Source organism: Micromonospora sp. HM5-17 (genome assembly GCF_003762835.1).
In the GTDB taxonomy this organism is placed as follows: Bacteria; Actinomycetota; Actinomycetes; order Mycobacteriales; family Micromonosporaceae; genus Plantactinospora.
In genome coordinates this window covers 1-15047 of record NZ_RJWA01000019.1, presented here as the reverse complement: position 1 = coordinate 15047, position 15047 = coordinate 1, and the positions used below count along the sequence as shown (strand labels likewise).

The following is a 15047-nucleotide window of genomic DNA, read 5'->3' as shown; positions in this document are numbered from 1 at the left end:
GGACCCGACGCTGCGGGGACAGCGGGACCAGATCGTCCTGGAGGGCGACGTGCCGTCGCCGGCGAACCCGCCGTCGGGTTGCCGGTTCCGGACCCGCTGCTGGAAGGCCCAGGAGATCTGCGCCGAGCAGGTGCCGACGCTGGTCGCGCGGGAGCATTCGGCGCATCCGAGCGCGTGCCACTTCGCGGAGGAGCGCAACGTGGTACACGCGGTCGAGTAGACCGGTCAGACGCCGGCGGCGGCCTGACCCGGCCGACCCTCGGTGAAGTAGAACGCCTCCTCACTGCCCGGGACGCGGGCCGCCATCCACGCGGCCGGCGTCCCGGGCCCGCGTCTGTCCCGAGCCGGTTCGGGGGCACGGGCCGATCCGGCCCGGAGTTCCCGGCGCCCGTGGCCACCGGAGCCGCGTTCAGAGCGGGCCGCGACCGGCGCGGAGCAGGAGCAGGGCGAGCTGGATGCCGTCCGCGCCCAGCTCCCGCCGGAAGCGTTCCAGGATCTCCCGCTCCCGGGAGAGCACGAGCCGGGTCCCGCCGGACGCCATCCGGGTCCGTCCCACCTCCTGCGAGATGGCGGCCCGCTCCTTCCAGAGCGCGATCAGCTCCCGGTCGATCTGGTCGATCCGCTCCCGCAACCCGGCGATGCGCTTGGCCGCGTCCGGTTCGTTGGTGCCGGTCTCGGGCCCGGTGCTGGGCGACCCGGGCGTGTCGGCGGACTGCTCGGCCAGTTCTGCGGTCATGGGGTCCTCCCTGCCGGTTGGCACCCCGGTGTCTGAATCCCGACGCGAAACGCCCCGGGCTCCAGGAGCCCGGGGCGTTTCGTAGGTCATTGTTCAGGCGCGACCCACGGCTGCCGGACTCCCGGAGCCGTAGTAAAAGTAAAAGTACGCCTGACGCATCACGCGTCGAGTATGCCCAGCCAGTGGTGCTTTGGCAAGCGGTTCGCCCGAAGGCGGGACCGGGCCGCCAGCGGCTGGCGGCGTGTCGTGGCGGGCCGGCCCGGGTCGGGCCGCCGGGCGTCGGGCCACCCGTCCACCCGGGGGACGTCCACCCTGGTCGGGTCGCGGCGGCACCGGTGTCCGCCCGGCGGCATAGACTCGCGGGGCGATGCATGCTCTCTTCGATCCTCCGCCGCCCGCCGCCCAGCCGGCCCCGGCCCGGCACCGTCCGGCCGGTCCCGACCCCGAGGCCATGCTGGCGGGGCTCAACGGTCCGCAACGGGACGCGGTGACCCATTCCGGCTCCCCGTTGCTCATCGTCGCGGGCGCCGGCTCGGGTAAGACCCGGGTGCTCACCCACCGGATCGCCTATCTGCTCGCCGCCCGGGACGTCCACCCCGGGGAGATCATCGCGATCACCTTCACCAACAAGGCGGCGGGGGAGATGAAGGACCGGGTCGCGGCGCTGGTCGGTCCGCGGGCCCGGCTGATGTGGGTGTCGACGTTCCACTCCGCCTGCGTACGCATCCTGCGCGCGGAGCACGAACACGCCGGACTGAGGTCGACCTTCTCCATCTACGACGCCGACGACTCCCGCCGGCTGATGCAGCTGGTGGCCCGGGAGCTCGACCTCGACCCGAAGCGGTACCCCGCCCGAGGGCTGGCCGCCCAAGTCTCCAACCTGAAGAACGAGCTGATCGACCCCGAGGAGTTCGCCGGCCGGGCCAAGGGGCCGAACGAGCGGGCGCTCGCCGAGGCGTACGCGCTCTACCAGCGTCGACTCACCGAGGCGCACGCGCTCGACTTCGACGACCTGATCATGACCACGGTGCACCTGCTCCAGTCGCACCCGCACGTCGCCGAGCGCTACCACCGTCGCTTCCGACACGTGCTGGTCGACGAGTACCAGGACACCAACCACGCGCAGTACGTCCTGGTCAAGGAACTGGTCGGCAGCGGCACCGACGGCGTCGAGCCGGCCGAGCTGTGTGTGGTCGGCGACGCCGACCAGTCGATCTACGCGTTCCGGGGCGCGACGATCCGCAACATCCTGGAGTTCGAGCGCGACTTCACCAACGCGCGAACCATCCTGCTGGAACAGAACTACCGCTCGACCCAGACCATCCTCAACGCCGCCAACGCCGTTATCGAGCGCAACACCTCCCGTAAGCCGAAACGACTCTGGAGTGAGCAGGGCCCGGGAGAGCCGATCGTCGGGTACGTCGCCGACACCGAGCACGCCGAGGCGGACTGGGTCGGCCGGGAGATCGACCGGCTCTGCGACGCCGGCCAGGCCCGCCCCGGCGACGTGGCGGTCTTCTACCGCACCAACGCCCAGTCCCGGGTCTTCGAGGAGGTCTTCATCCGGATCGGGCTGCCGTACAAGGTCGTCGGCGGGGTCCGGTTCTACGAGCGCAAGGAGGTCCGGGACGCGCTGGCGTACCTGCGGGCCGTGGTCAACGAGGACGACACGGTGAGCATCCGGCGGATCCTCAACACGCCTCGGCGCGGGATCGGCGACCGCGCCGAGGCGTGCGTGGAGGCGCTGGCCGTCCGCGACCGGATCTCCTTCGGCGCGGCGCTGCGCCGGGCGGCCGACGCTCCCGGCATCTCCACCCGGGCCGCCAACGCGATCGCCGAGTTCGTCGCCCTCCTCGACGAGCTGCGGGAACTGGCCGCCACCGCGCCACCGGAGGACGTGCTGGAGGCGGCGCTGACCCGCTCCGGGTACCTCGCCGAGCTGGAGGAGAGCCTCGACCCGCAGGATGCCGGCCGGGTGGAGAACCTCCAGGAACTGGTGAGCGTCGCCCGCGAGTACACCGAGCGGGCCGAGGCGCAGGCCGACGACGGCGGACCGGGCGCCACCCTGGCCGGCTTTCTGGAGCAGGTCGCGCTGGTCGCCGACGCCGACGAGGTGCCCGCCGACGACCCCGAGCACCAGGGCGTGGTCACGCTGATGACCCTGCACACGGCCAAGGGCCTGGAGTTTCCGGTGGTCTTCCTGACCGGCCTGGAGGACGGCGTCTTCCCGCACCTGCGCGCGCTCGGCGACAACCGGGAGCTGGAGGAGGAGCGGCGGCTGGCGTACGTCGGGATCACCCGGGCACGGCAGCGGCTCTACCTCTCGCGGGCGGTGACCCGGTCGGCGTGGGGCCAGCCGTCGTACAACCCGCCCTCCCGCTTCGTGGACGAGCTGCCGGCCGAGCTGATCCGCTGGGAGCGGACCGACGCGGGGTACACGTCGTGGTCCGGCACCGGCGGCGGGGTCGGTGGCCGCGCCGGGGCGGCGGAGCGCACCGGGTTCCGGTCCGGCGGCACCTTGGGTACGCCGAAGGCCGCGCAGCTCGCCCAGCGGCTGGGAATCGACGGCAGCCGGTTGAGCACCGCGAGCGAGCTGAAGTCGGCACCGAAGGTCGCCGTCGGGGACCGGGTCAACCACCAGCGGTACGGCCTCGGCCGGGTGCTGGCGGTCGAGGGGCACGGCCCCGGTGCCCGGGCCCAGATCGACTTCGGTGACCAGATCCTCTGGCTGGTGCTGCGGCACGCCCCGATCGAGAAGCTCTGACCGACCGGGGCGGCGGCGCGGGGGCCTACCGCTGACCCGACGGGGCCACCGGTCACGCCGCCGGCCGGACCGATGTCACGGTGGTCGCCGCGTCCGTTGCCGGCGGGCGTCGGGTCCGGGAGAAGTGCCGGTCCCGCGTGCTCCCTGGGGTCAGCAGCCGAGGTCCACGCCTCGGGCCCGCATCCAGGGAGCGGGGTCGACCTGGTTCCACAGCCCCTGGTGGACCTCGAAGTGCAGGTGCGGGCCGGTGGCGTCGCCGGTCGCACCCTCGTAGCCGATCACCTGGCCGGCGGTGACCTTCTGGCCCACCTGCACCACGGTCCGACTCTGGTGGGCGTAGTGGGTCAGCCAGCCGTTGCCGTGGTCGACGACCACCGAGATGCCGTACCCGGCGAAGGCCCAGCCGGCCTCGACCACCGTGCCGGCGCCGGCGGCGCGGATCGGGGTCTCCGCCGGCATCGCGAGGTCGATGCCGGCGTGCAGCACCCCCCAGCGCATCCCGTAGCAGGAGGTGACGGTCGCCCCCGGCATGGGGTTGACCCAGGCCGGCCGCTTCGGCTTGGCCGCGGTCGTCCGGGCGGCCGTCGCGGACTTCCGGGCGGGTGGGGAGGTGGTCGGATCCGCCGACGGGGTGGCGGTCGGGGTCGGCGTGGCGGCACCGGTGGAGGGGGTCGGCGCGGTGGTGGAGGGCGCCGCCCGGACCGCGCGGTCGGCGCGCTCCGCAGCGGCGGCGCGCGCCGCCTCGTCCCGGGCCACCGGCACCCGGTCGGGGGAGGGGGCGTCGCCCTGGAACGCCACCAACCCGCCGGCGACCGCAAGTCCGACCAGGGCCACCGCTCCGCCGATCCGGTACCGCAGCCGACCGGTGAGGGCGGCGTGACGCCGCCGGGCTTCCGGCGGGTTGGCGCCGGGGTACCCGGTGACGGTCGGGTCGGTGGTCGGCCCGGCCGGGTTCCGGTCGGTGGTCGTCTCGGGCGGGATCGGGTCGTTCTCCGGCACTGCGGGTCCCTTCACGGTCAGGCCATGGACCCGGTCATGGTGTCGGGACCCGCGGTGGACCCGCCGCCCTGGGTCGGGGTCGGCCCCCGTCGCGGGCCACCGGACGGCGGACGGATGCCGGAATTCGGGACCGCTGACCGGTACGACGGAGGTGGATCCCTGTGGTTTCGGTCACATTCGCCGGTGTGGTGGAGGATACTTTCGGGCGGCACAAGAAAGCCGCCCAACCCGGCAGGGTCGGGCGGCGAACCGGCGTGGCGGTCGGTCAGGAGGCGGTTACGTCGGCGTACGGGTCGTCAACCTGGAGCGCGATGTCCACTCCCTTCTCCTTCAGGAAGGGGATGGGATCCGTCGGCTTGCCGTTGACGTGCAGTTCGAGGTGGAGATGGGAGCCGTAGGAGTGGCCGGTGCTGCCAACCAGCCCCAGCTCGTCGCCGGCCTTGACCTCCTGGCCCTCGGTGACCAGCAGCTTCGACGAGTGGCCGTAGATCGATTCGGTGCCGTCCGGGTGTTCGACGATCACGCAGTATCCGTATCCACCGAACCAGCCGGCCTTGGTCACCGTGCCCGCGTGGACCGCGTAGTACGGCGTCCCCTCCGGGGCGGCCAGGTCGATGCCGGGGTGGAGCTTGTCCCACCGCATGCCGTAGGGAACGGTGAAGTCGTAGCCCTCGAGGGGGAGCCGCCAGACGTCGGGTGCCTCGGCGAGAGTGGAGGTCAGCCCGGTGCGCTCGCCGTCTCGTGAGGATCGGTCGGCTTCCTCGGCGCGGTCGCTGAGGTCCCGGCTGGTGGAGGTGGCCTTTTCGAGGTCCGCCAGGGCGGACGGACTGACTGCCTTGGCGTCCGGAAGTGCTCCCGCGCCGAGCGCGACGACACCGGCGCCGACGAAGGCGGTGGTGACGACAGCGGCGTAGCGGCTGCGCGGTGGGGTGGGGACGCGGCGTCGCCCTCGGTAGCGATCGGGCTCAGACAACAGGCGCTGGCGCACGCACACCCTCCGTTGTCGGATCTGTGTTGCGACCATCGCCGGGGTTCGGACAATGAGATGAACTCCGGCTGACCGCGTCGTCACCGGGCCGTAGACCTGATGACAACCGTGGGCCACGGTAACGAACCCCTCAGCGCGTCACAAGTCGCAGCGCCAAAATGGCGGGTCGCTTGTGCGGTTGTCCGTTCCGGAATGCCATATCTCGTAACCTTCTGAGAGTGGTCTCGTTAGTTGCGCTCGGTTACGCTCGATGTAGCTGAGGGTTATCGGCGTGGGTGGGCCGGGGGCGGGTCGGGAAGGATCCCCTGGGGAGTCGGCTGCTCGGATCCCGCGTCCGGACGACCGCGGGGCGACGGACCGGGCCGGGAGTTTCGGTGTTCCCGGTGGTCGGGTTACCGTTCGTTAAGGAAACGGGCGGTGGTCCTGGAAGCGGTGGTCCTGAAAGGTGTTGCGCTGATGAGTTCTCGGATCCGGGTCGTCGTCGCCAAGCCTGGCCTGGACGGGCATGACCGCGGAGCCAAGGTGGTGGCACGGGCGCTGCGGGACGCGGGTATGGAGGTCATCTACACCGGCCTGCACCAGACGCCCGAACAGATCGTCGAGACGGCGATCCAGGAGGACGCCGACGCGATCGGGCTGTCGGTGCTCTCGGGCGCGCACATGACCCTGTTCCGCCGGGTGCTGGAACTGCTTGCCGAGCGGGACGCCACCGATCTCGTGGTCTTCGGCGGCGGCATCATCCCGGACGCCGACATTCCGGAGCTGGAGCGACTCGGGGTGGCCAGGATCTTCACCCCGGGAGCGACGACCCAGTCGATCGTGGAGTGGGTCCGCGCCAACGTGGGTCAGCCCGCCGTCAGCTGACTGCCGGCCGGTGGTCGGTCGGGCAGGTGTCGGTCGGGCGGAAGGGGAGAGGCCGGACGCACCCCTCACACGTCCGGCCTCTCTATGCACGATGCCCCGCCGCCACCCCTCGACCGACAGGGCATCGGCCGCTTCCGTCGCCGCGCTCAGCGCGCCGACATCAGGCTCAACGACCGCCCCCACCTCGGGTTACGCCGGCCACGGGAAACTTTTGCCGGCCCGGCGGATCGACTGTGCGGTACCGCACACCGAGCACCCACGTGGATGCCCCCCGTGGTTGTCTCGCTAGGCTGCGCCAGATGGCCTGTTTGTACCGACAGGCAGGCGTCAAGTCATCAACACGCTGGCGGCGGTGCGAAGGCGCGCCGCGGAGACGGGACGGGACGCGCAATCGTGGACCTGTACGAATACCAGGGGCGTGAGCTGTTCGAGCGGCACGGGTTGCCCGTGCTCGCCGGCGGTGTCGCGACGACCCCCGAGGAGGCCCGCGCCATCGCCGAGCGCCTCGGCGGCCGGGTGGTTGTCAAGGCGCAGGTGAAGGTCGGCGGCCGGGGCAAGGCCGGCGGGGTCAAGCTCGCCGAGGGTGCCGACGAGGCGGTGGCCCGGGCCACCGACATCCTGGGCATGGAGATCAAGGGCCACACCGTCAACAAGGTCATGCTGACGGTGACCGCCGACATCGCGGAGGAGTACTACCTCTCCTACCTGCTCGACCGGGCGAACCGTACCTTCCTCTGCATCGCCAGCGTGGCGGGCGGCATGGACATCGAGCAGGTGGCCGCCGAGACGCCGGAGCGGGTGGCGAAGATCCCGATCGACGCGAACGTCGGGGTCGACGAGGCGAAGGCGCGGGAGATCGTCGCCGCCGCGAAGTTCCCCGCCGACGTCGTCGAGCAGGTGGTCCCGATCGCCGTCCGGCTGTGGCAGGCCTTCATCGCCGAGGACGCCACCCTCGTCGAGGTGAACCCGCTGGCCCGGACCACCGACGGTAGGGTGCTCTGCCTCGACGCCAAGGTCTCGCTCGACGACAACGCCGGCTTCCGCCACCCCGACCACGAGGCGCTGGTGGACAAGGCCGCGGTGGACCCGCTGGAGCAGCGGGCCAAGGAGAAGGACCTGAACTACGTCAAGCTCGACGGCGAGGTCGGGATCATCGGCAACGGGGCCGGCCTCGTCATGTCCACCCTCGACGTCGTCGCCTACGCCGGTGAGTCGTACGGCGGCGTCAAGCCGGCGAACTTCCTCGACATCGGCGGTGGCGCCAGCGCCGCGGTGATGGCCAACGGGCTGGAGATCGTCCTCTCCGACCCCTCCGTACGCAGCGTCTTCGTCAACGTCTTCGGCGGCATCACCGCCTGCGACGAGGTCGCCAACGGCATCGTGCAGGCGCTGGCCCTGCTGAAGGAGCGCGGCGAGACGGTCAACAAGCCGCTCGTCGTCCGGCTCGACGGCAACAACGCCGAGGCGGGACGGGCGATTCTCGACGCCGCCAACAACCCGCTGGTGGAGCGGGTCGACACCATGGATGGCGCGGCCCGGCGGGCCGCCGAGCTCGCGGCTGCGGGGGTCTGAGATGGCAATCTGGTTGACCAAGGACTCGAAGGTCATCGTCCAGGGGATGACCGGCTCGGAGGGCATGAAGCACACGAGGCGGATGCTCGCCGCGGGCACCACCATCGTGGGCGGGGTCAACCCGCGTAAGGCGGGCCAGACGGTCCGCTTCGACGACCTCAACCCCGCCACCGAGCTGCCCGTCTTCGCCAGCGTCGCGGACGCTATGGCGGAAACCGGCGCGGACGTCACCGTCATCTTCGTGCCGCCGCAGTTCACCAAGGGGGCGGTGATCGAGGCGATCGACGCGGGAATTCCGCTCGCCGTGGTGATCACCGAGGGCATCCCGGTGCACGACACCGCCGCGTTCTGGGCCTACAATGTCGCGCAGGGGGAGCGGACCCGCATCATCGGGCCGAACTGCCCGGGCATCGCCTCGCCGGGCGCCTCGAACGCCGGCATCATCCCCGCCGACATCACCGGCCCGGGCCGGATCGGGCTGGTCAGCAAGAGCGGGACCCTGACGTACCAGCTCATGTACGAGCTGCGCGACATCGGCTTCTCCACCTGCGTCGGGATCGGCGGCGACCCGGTCATCGGCACCACCCACATCGACGCGCTCGCGGCGTTCCAGGCCGACCCGGAGACCGACGCCATCGTCATGATCGGCGAGATCGGCGGCGATGCCGAGGAGCGGGCCGCCGAGTTCATCAAGGCCAATGTGACCAAGCCGGTCGTCGGGTACATCGCCGGGTTCACCGCGCCGCCCGGCAAGACGATGGGCCACGCGGGTGCGATCATCTCCGGCTCGGCCGGTACCGCCGAGGCGAAGAAGGCGGCCCTGGAGGCGGTTGGGGTGAAGGTCGGCAAGACGCCGACCGAGACCGCCCGCCTGATGCGGGAGATCATGTCCGGCAACTGAGCCACGTGGTGGATCGGGGTGGTCGGCGAGCCGGCCACCCCGACGCGTGTCTGGCCGCGGGCGTCGACCTCGTCGGCGTGTGCGGTGGGATCGGCCACCCCGACGCGTGTCTGGCCGCCCTCCGGCCCGGCCCTGTCCCGCCTCGGCCGGCGGAGGTGTCCGTCCCGAACCGCCGGCCGTGCCGGCCCCGCTCCACTCGTCGTGTCGGTCCGGCCCGGCGGACGTTCCACCGGCCGTGGCCGGCGGATGCGCTGGCCCGGCCGCATCCGTACCGTGGTGTCGTGACCAGGCCGTACCCGCGGCGTGCCAGAGTAGGCACCGATGCCACCCGCCTCCGCTGACCGGCCCCGCCGTTCCGACCTGCCGGACACCGCGCCGGAGACCGACCGCAGGACGCCGGTCGACGCCCGGGCGCCGGACTCTCGTGCCCCACGGCGGGCGCCCACCGAACCCGACGACCGGGGCGAGCCGCGCGCCGACCGGGTGGACCGGGAGCAGCCCGGCCCCGGGATGCGGGTGCCCGGCCCGCGGTCGGGCGGGGATGGCCGGCCGAGTCGGGCACCGCTGCCGGTTGCCGCCGCCGTGGCCACGCTCTGGGCGGCACTCGTCTCGTACCTGCCGGTCGCCGTCGTACTGGGCGCGGCCCAGTTCGCCGAGGACGCGGGGACGGTCGGCGGCGCGGCTCGGCTGGGCCTGGCGGGCTGGCTGCTCGGGCACGGGGTGCCGGTGCAGACCGATGCCGGGCCCCTCGGCCTGGCGCCGCTCGCCCTCGCCATGCTCGCGGTCTGGCGGCTGGTGCGGGCCGGCGTCCACGTCAGCCGTGTGGTCGGGGCCCGACGGAACCCGACGCTGGGCCGGGCGCTCGTCGTCGCGGTCGCCGTCGGGACCGGGTACGGCCTCCTGGGGGCCCTCGCCGCACTCGCGCTCGGCGACGCGGGGCCAACCGCCAACCCGCTACGCGCACTCCTCACGCTGGCCCTCGTCGGCGCGCTCGCCGCCCTCGTCGGCGCGGTGCGGGCCAGCGGCGCGCTGGGCTCGCTGGCCCGGCGTACCCCGCCGGTGCTCCGGGACGGGATCCGTACCGGGGTGGTCGCGACCTTTCTCCTGCTGGCGGCGGGTGCCGGGACCGCAGGACTCGCGGTCGCCACCGGTGGCGGCGAGGCCGGTGACATGATCGGCGCCTACCGGACCGGCGTGGTGGGCCAGGCGGGAATCACGGTGGTCAGCCTGGGGTACGCGCCGAACGCCGCCGTGTGGGCGGCGAGTTTCCTGCTCGGTCCGGGGTTCGCGGTCGGCACCGACACGGTGGTCCGGACCACCGAGGTCTCGATCGGGGCGCTGCCCGCCGTACCGCTGTTCGCCGGACTGCCCGAGGGGCCGCTCGGCGGCGTCGGTGGGGCGGTGCTCGCGGTGCCGGTGCTGGCGGGGATGGGCGCCGGGTGGCTGCTCGCCCGCCGGATGCTCTTCTCCGCCGCCGCGCGGCAGGCGCCGCCGCCCGGCTGGGCCGCCCTGCTCGGGGCGGCGGTGGTCGGCGGCCCGGTGGCCGGGCTGCTGCTGGGCGGGGCGGCTTTCCTCTCCGGCGGCCCGCTGGGCGGCGGGCGACTCGCGGAGATCGGCCCGAGCTACTGGCCGGTGACGGCGGGGGCCACCGTCGTCGTGCTGGTCGGCACCCTGATCGGTGCCGTCGCCGGCCGGGTCGTCACCCGACGGTGACCCGTCACGGGACGCCCCGCGGGAACGGAGCGTCCCGTGACCGGATCCGGGCCGGCAGAGTACGCGGACCCGCGGCCCGACGGGTCGGCGGTCGCGTGCCTCACGGCGTGAGCATGTACGAGCCGACGTCCAGGGCGACCACCAGCACGATCCAGATCACCCCGATGAGGATGCCGATGGCGCCGCAGATCACTCCGGCCAGGGCCTGACCGCCGTTGCTCGCCTCGCCCTGCTTGGCCTTGCTGCGGCCGAGGAGGCCGAGCACGATGGCGGCGATGCCGGGGAGGAAGCTCACCCACGTACAGCAGATCCCGAGGGGGATCGCGGCGATGCCGACGATCAGCGCGATCAGGCCGAGCGTGTTGTTCTGCTTGGGGTACCCGGGCGCCGCGCCGTACGGCTGCCCCGCCACGGGTGGCGGGGGAGCGTACGGGTCCTGGTACGGCGCCCCGGAACCGGGCTGCCCGGACGTCGGCTGCCCGTACGCCGGCTGGCCGGAGGTGGGTTGGCCGTACGCGGGCTGACCCGACGTGGGCTGCCCGTACGCGGGTTGCCCGTAGGCGGGCTGGCCCGACGACGGCTGGGCGTACGGGTCCTGGTACGGCTGGGGGGTCGGATTCGAGGGCGGCTGCGGCCCGTACGGGTCCTGGCCGGGTTGGCCGGGTTGCATGGTGGACTCCTAAACGACTGTCAGTAGGGCGTCGACGAGGCGGCGGTCACGCTGATGATGACCCAGATGACGCAGCAGATCAGGCACAGCGCGTACCACGAGATGCCGATGATCAGCGCCAGCTTCGACCACTTCTTGGAGTCTGCGGCGGCGGCCTGGGCCCCGGCGTAGTCGCCCTGCTGGAGCAGCGGGTTGACCTTCGACGCGGCCATGATGGCGGGGATCGCCAGCGGCCAGAAGAGGAAGAGCGAGATGATCGACATCGTCATGTTGTTATCGATCTGTTGTGGCGGCTGTGAGGGGTAGCCGGGGTAGCCAGGCTGCATCGAAGCTCGAACTCCTTGGACACTTCGCGTACCGCGACGTCGCGGTTACTAGGGGTTGACACCCTGCGGCCGATCGGCGCCGCAGGCGTCCGGCACTGTACCGAACCATGGCGACATCGGGTTGCCCGCCGCGCCTGGGGGGTCGGTAACGTTCTCTTCTTCACTGTGTCGCCGGGCGTCTTCACCGTGTCGCCGGACGATCCGGCCGCGCCCGCGCCACGACGACGCTGAGCTGCCCGATAGGGTGCGGGAGTGACTGAGCCCGTGTCGTCGGCCCGGATCGTCGTCCTCGCCTCCGGATCCGGGAGCAACCTGCAAGCGCTCCTCGACGCGTGTGCCGACCCCCGGTACGGCGCACAGGTGGTCGCCGTCGGCGCCGACCGGGACCAGATCGGCGCACTCGACCGCGCCGCAGCGGCCGGCGTCCCCACCTTCGTGGTGCCGGTTTCGGCGTACCCGGCCCGGGAGGACTGGGACCGGGCGCTCACCGCGCACGTTGCGGAGCACCGGCCGGACCTGGTCGTCTCCGCCGGATTCCTCAAGCTGGTCGGCGCGCACTTCCTGGCCGCGTTCGGCGACCGGTACGTCAACACCCACAACTCGCTGTTGCCCGCGTTCCCGGGCATCCACGGCCCGCGCGACGCCCTCGCCTACGGGGTGAAGGTTGCCGGGGCCACCCTGTTCTTCGTCGACGCCGGAGTGGACACCGGGCCGATCGTGGCCCAGGTGGCGGTGCCGGTGCTCGACGACGACGACGAGGAGTCCCTCACCGAGCGGATCAAGGAGGCCGAACGTCGGCAGCTCGTGACGTACGTCGGCCGGCTGGTCCGGGAGGGATGGACGATCACCGGAAGGAAGGTCACGATCGGAGTGAGCGACACGAGTTCCGCCGCCGAGGGCCGGCGCCCGATCCGGCGCGCCCTGGTCAGCGTCTACGACAAGACCGGGCTGACCGAACTGGCCCAGGCGCTGCACGCCGCCGGAGTGGAGATCGTCTCCACCGGCAGCACGGCGGCGACGATCGAGGCGGCCGGGGTGCCGGTCACCCCGGTCGAGGCGCTGACCGGGTTTCCGGAGACCCTGGACGGGCGGGTCAAGACGCTGCATCCGAAGGTGCACGCCGGGCTCCTGGCCGACCTGCGGTCCGACCGGCACGTCGCGCAGCTCGCCGAGCTCGGCATCGCGCCGTTCGACCTGCTGGTGTCGAACCTCTACCCGTTCGCCGAGACGGTCGCCTCCGGTGCCGACGTCGACCGGTGCGTCGAGCAGATCGACATCGGCGGTCCGGCGATGGTCCGGGCGGCGGCCAAGAACTACGCCTCGGTGGCGGTGGTGACCTCGGTGTCGGCGTACCCCTCGGTGCTGGCGGCCCTCGCCGACGGCGGCTTCACCCTCGCCCAGCGACGGGCGTTGGCCGCCCGGGCCTTCGCCGACATCGCCGAGTACGACGTGGCGGTGGCGAACTGGTTCGCCGCGCAGGCCCGGCCGGCGGACCAGCAGTGGCCGACGTTCGCCGGGCTCGCGCTGACGGTCGCCGCGCCGCTGCGGTACGGCGAGAACCCGCACCAGCGGGCGGCGCTCTACACCGACCCGTCGTCGCCGGCCGGGCTGGCCCAGGCTGAGCAGCTGCACGGCAAGGAGATGTCCTACAACAACTACGTCGACGCGGACGCGGCGTGGCGGGCCGCGAACGACTTCGCCGACGAGCCGGCGGTGGCGATCATCAAGCACGCCAACCCGTGCGGCATCGCGGTCGGCGCCGACGTGGCCGAGGCGCACCGCAAGGCGCACGCCTGCGACCCGGTCTCCGCGTTCGGCGGGGTGATCGCGGTCAACCGGCCGGTCTCGGTCGAGCTGGCCAAGCAGATCGCGGAGGTCTTCACCGAGGTCGTGGTGGCTCCGGACTACGAGCCCGGCGCGGTCGACGTCCTCAGCGCGAAGAAGAACATCCGGCTGCTCCGGGCGCCGGCCTGGGCGCCGCCGGCCGCCGAGTGGCGTCAGGTCAGCGGCGGTGTGCTCATGCAGCTGGCCGACCGGGTCGACGCTCCCGGGGACGACCCGGCCGGGTGGCGGCTGGTCACCGGCGAGCCGGCGGACGCCGCGACCCTGCGCGACCTCGCCTTCGCCTGGCGGGCCGTCCGCGCGGTGAAGAGCAACGCGATCCTGCTCGCCGCCGACGGCGCGACCGTCGGTATCGGGATGGGCCAGGTCAACCGGGTCGACTCGGCGTACCTCGCGGTGCGGAGGGCCGGCGCCGACCGGGCCCGGGGCGCGGTGGCGGCCTCGGACGCGTTCTTCCCCTTCCCGGACGGGCTGCAGGTACTGATCGACGCCGGGGTCCGGGCCGTGGTCCAGCCCGGGGGCTCGGTACGCGACGAGGAGGTCGTGGCGGCGGCCCAGGCGGCCGGAATCACCATGTACCTCACCGGTACCCGACACTTCTTCCACTGACCGGCGGAGCCCGTCGCCGGCCCGGCGCGGCGTCGCCCCACCGCCGGCCGGCGACGGTCCCGGCTGCCCGGGACCCGGATCACGGGCGCGGTGGCGGGGAACGCCGGGCGGGTCAGGCCACCCGCAGCGCGACGGTGCCGACCGTTCCGTCGGAGCGTTCGGCCCGTACCGTCCAGCAGCCCGGGGTGGGGAAGATCCATCCGGTGCCCCACTCGTCGCCGGGGCGTGTCCAGGTACTGCCGAGGTGCAGGTCAGGTCCCCAGAGCGGGTCGACGACGATCCCGTTTGGGCCGGTGGCCGTGATCTCGAAGGTGCCGGAGCCGGTCATTCGCCAGACGATCTTCGCCTCCGTACCGGAGCGGAGGGGTGTCTCGCGGAGGAAGAGCAGGCCCCAGAACGAGTCCCGCGGGTCGACGGTGATGCCGGGCAGTTCGGCGGGGGGCGGGTAGTCGGCGTCCGGCGGGCAACCGGCACCGGCGACGGTACCCTTGGGCGCCGCCGGTGTCGGCGGGCGTGCCGCCGGCTCCTCGCGACAGGCGGTCAGCAGGATCGACAGGAGCAGCGCCGTCAGGGCTGCGCCGAGCTTTCGGTGCCGGTACATGCCCGGCAGAGTCCTGGCGACCTCCCGAGGTTCCCGGTGCGTCGCGGCGCGGCGCGGTCGGGGCACCGCCCGGTCCGGCGGGCGCGGGACCGCTGCCCGAGCGTCGGGTGAGCGGACCGTGCGACCCGCGCCCTCCGCGGGGGTCGTGTTGTCGGTCGGTGGGCCATGTGCGAGGCGTCGGGCGACCGAGCCGTGCGACCCGTGCGACCCGTGCCCGGCGGCGCCGGACCGGTCCGACGTCGTGCACCTCAGCGGACGACGTGCTGCTTGCGTTCCGCGAAGTGGCAGGCGGAGAGGTGCGGATCGGCGGGGCGCGGCTCCAGCCGCGGCTCCTCGGCAGCGCAGATGTCCCGGGCCTTCCAGCAGCGGGTCCGGAACCGGCAACCCGACGGCGGGTTCGCCGGCGACGGCACGTCGCCGTCCAGCCGGATGATCTCCCGGTGGGCGCGGGCCTTCGGGTCT

Annotated in this window: 14 protein-coding genes; 7 read left to right on the top strand and 7 right to left on the bottom strand. The window is 72.9% G+C overall.

Going from position 1 to position 15047, the window contains the following annotated elements; genetic code table 11:
- A partial coding sequence (locus EF879_RS26520) for an oligopeptide/dipeptide ABC transporter ATP-binding protein (protein WP_370375564.1) occupies positions 1–220 on the top strand: 220 nt, incomplete at its 5' end.
- 189 nt (positions 221–409) lie between these two features.
- Here the strand turns inward: EF879_RS26520 and EF879_RS26515 are convergent.
- Positions 410–736, bottom strand: coding sequence for a chorismate mutase (locus tag EF879_RS26515; protein WP_123563291.1), 327 nt, complete (start codon positions 734–736; stop codon positions 410–412).
- Between the two features lie 367 nt (positions 737–1103).
- Here EF879_RS26515 and pcrA point away from each other — a divergent pair, with 367 nt between their 5' ends.
- Positions 1104–3500: a DNA helicase PcrA gene (gene pcrA / locus EF879_RS26510; protein ID WP_123563289.1), complete on the top strand. Its 2397-nt coding sequence runs from the start codon at positions 1104–1106 to the stop codon at positions 3498–3500.
- A gap of 150 nt (positions 3501–3650) precedes the next feature.
- Here pcrA and EF879_RS26505 read toward each other — a convergent pair whose 3' ends face one another.
- On the bottom strand, positions 3651–4358 hold the full coding sequence (locus tag EF879_RS26505; protein ID WP_123563299.1) for a M23 family metallopeptidase: 708 nt from the start codon (positions 4356–4358) through the stop codon (positions 3651–3653).
- A 406-nt stretch (positions 4359–4764) separates the two neighbouring features.
- Positions 4765–5487, bottom strand: coding sequence for a M23 family metallopeptidase (locus EF879_RS26500; RefSeq protein ID WP_123563287.1), 723 nt, complete (start codon positions 5485–5487; stop codon positions 4765–4767).
- Between the two features lie 456 nt (positions 5488–5943).
- Here EF879_RS26500 and EF879_RS26495 point away from each other — a divergent pair, with 456 nt between their 5' ends.
- The 4 genes from EF879_RS26495 to EF879_RS26480 all read left to right on the top strand — a co-directional run bounded on the left by EF879_RS26495 (position 5944) and on the right by EF879_RS26480 (position 10537).
- Positions 5944–6351: a cobalamin B12-binding domain-containing protein gene (locus tag EF879_RS26495; RefSeq protein WP_123563297.1), complete on the top strand. Its 408-nt coding sequence runs from the start codon at positions 5944–5946 to the stop codon at positions 6349–6351.
- 393 nt (positions 6352–6744) lie between these two features.
- A complete protein-coding gene (sucC, locus tag EF879_RS26490) occupies positions 6745–7923 on the top strand; it encodes an ADP-forming succinate--CoA ligase subunit beta (RefSeq protein WP_123563285.1) in 1179 nt (392 codons plus the stop codon).
- 1 nt (position 7924) lies between these two features.
- The gene (gene sucD / locus EF879_RS26485; RefSeq protein WP_123563295.1) at positions 7925–8824 is read left to right on the top strand and encodes a succinate--CoA ligase subunit alpha; all 900 of its coding nucleotides are present in this window, start codon (positions 7925–7927) and stop codon (positions 8822–8824) included.
- Between the two features lie 510 nt (positions 8825–9334).
- Positions 9335–10537, top strand: coding sequence for a DUF6350 family protein (locus EF879_RS26480; RefSeq protein WP_123563293.1), 1203 nt, complete (start codon positions 9335–9337; stop codon positions 10535–10537).
- A gap of 100 nt (positions 10538–10637) precedes the next feature.
- Here the strand turns inward: EF879_RS26480 and EF879_RS27075 are convergent, their stop codons facing one another.
- The gene (locus EF879_RS27075) at positions 10638–11207 is read right to left on the bottom strand and encodes a DUF4190 domain-containing protein (protein WP_148086564.1); all 570 of its coding nucleotides are present in this window, start codon (positions 11205–11207) and stop codon (positions 10638–10640) included.
- 20 nt (positions 11208–11227) lie between these two features.
- Positions 11228–11533, bottom strand: coding sequence for a CD225/dispanin family protein (locus EF879_RS26465; protein WP_123563279.1), 306 nt, complete (start codon positions 11531–11533; stop codon positions 11228–11230).
- 252 nt (positions 11534–11785) lie between these two features.
- Here EF879_RS26465 and purH point away from each other — a divergent pair, with 252 nt between their 5' ends.
- Positions 11786–13984 carry a bifunctional phosphoribosylaminoimidazolecarboxamide formyltransferase/IMP cyclohydrolase gene (gene purH / locus EF879_RS26460; protein WP_123563277.1) on the top strand — a complete coding sequence of 733 codons (2199 nt, stop codon included), beginning with the start codon at positions 11786–11788 and terminating at the stop codon, positions 13982–13984.
- A gap of 112 nt (positions 13985–14096) precedes the next feature.
- On the opposite strand, the gene EF879_RS26455 is transcribed toward purH, so the two are convergent.
- Both EF879_RS26455 and EF879_RS26450 read right to left on the bottom strand, forming a co-directional pair.
- Positions 14097–14585, bottom strand: a complete 489-nt coding sequence (locus EF879_RS26455; RefSeq protein ID WP_123563275.1) for a hypothetical protein — start codon at positions 14583–14585, stop codon at positions 14097–14099.
- 248 nt (positions 14586–14833) lie between these two features.
- Positions 14834–15047, bottom strand: a 214-nt coding sequence (locus tag EF879_RS26450) for an oligopeptide/dipeptide ABC transporter ATP-binding protein (protein ID WP_370375563.1), incomplete at its 5' end; no start/stop codon positions are given.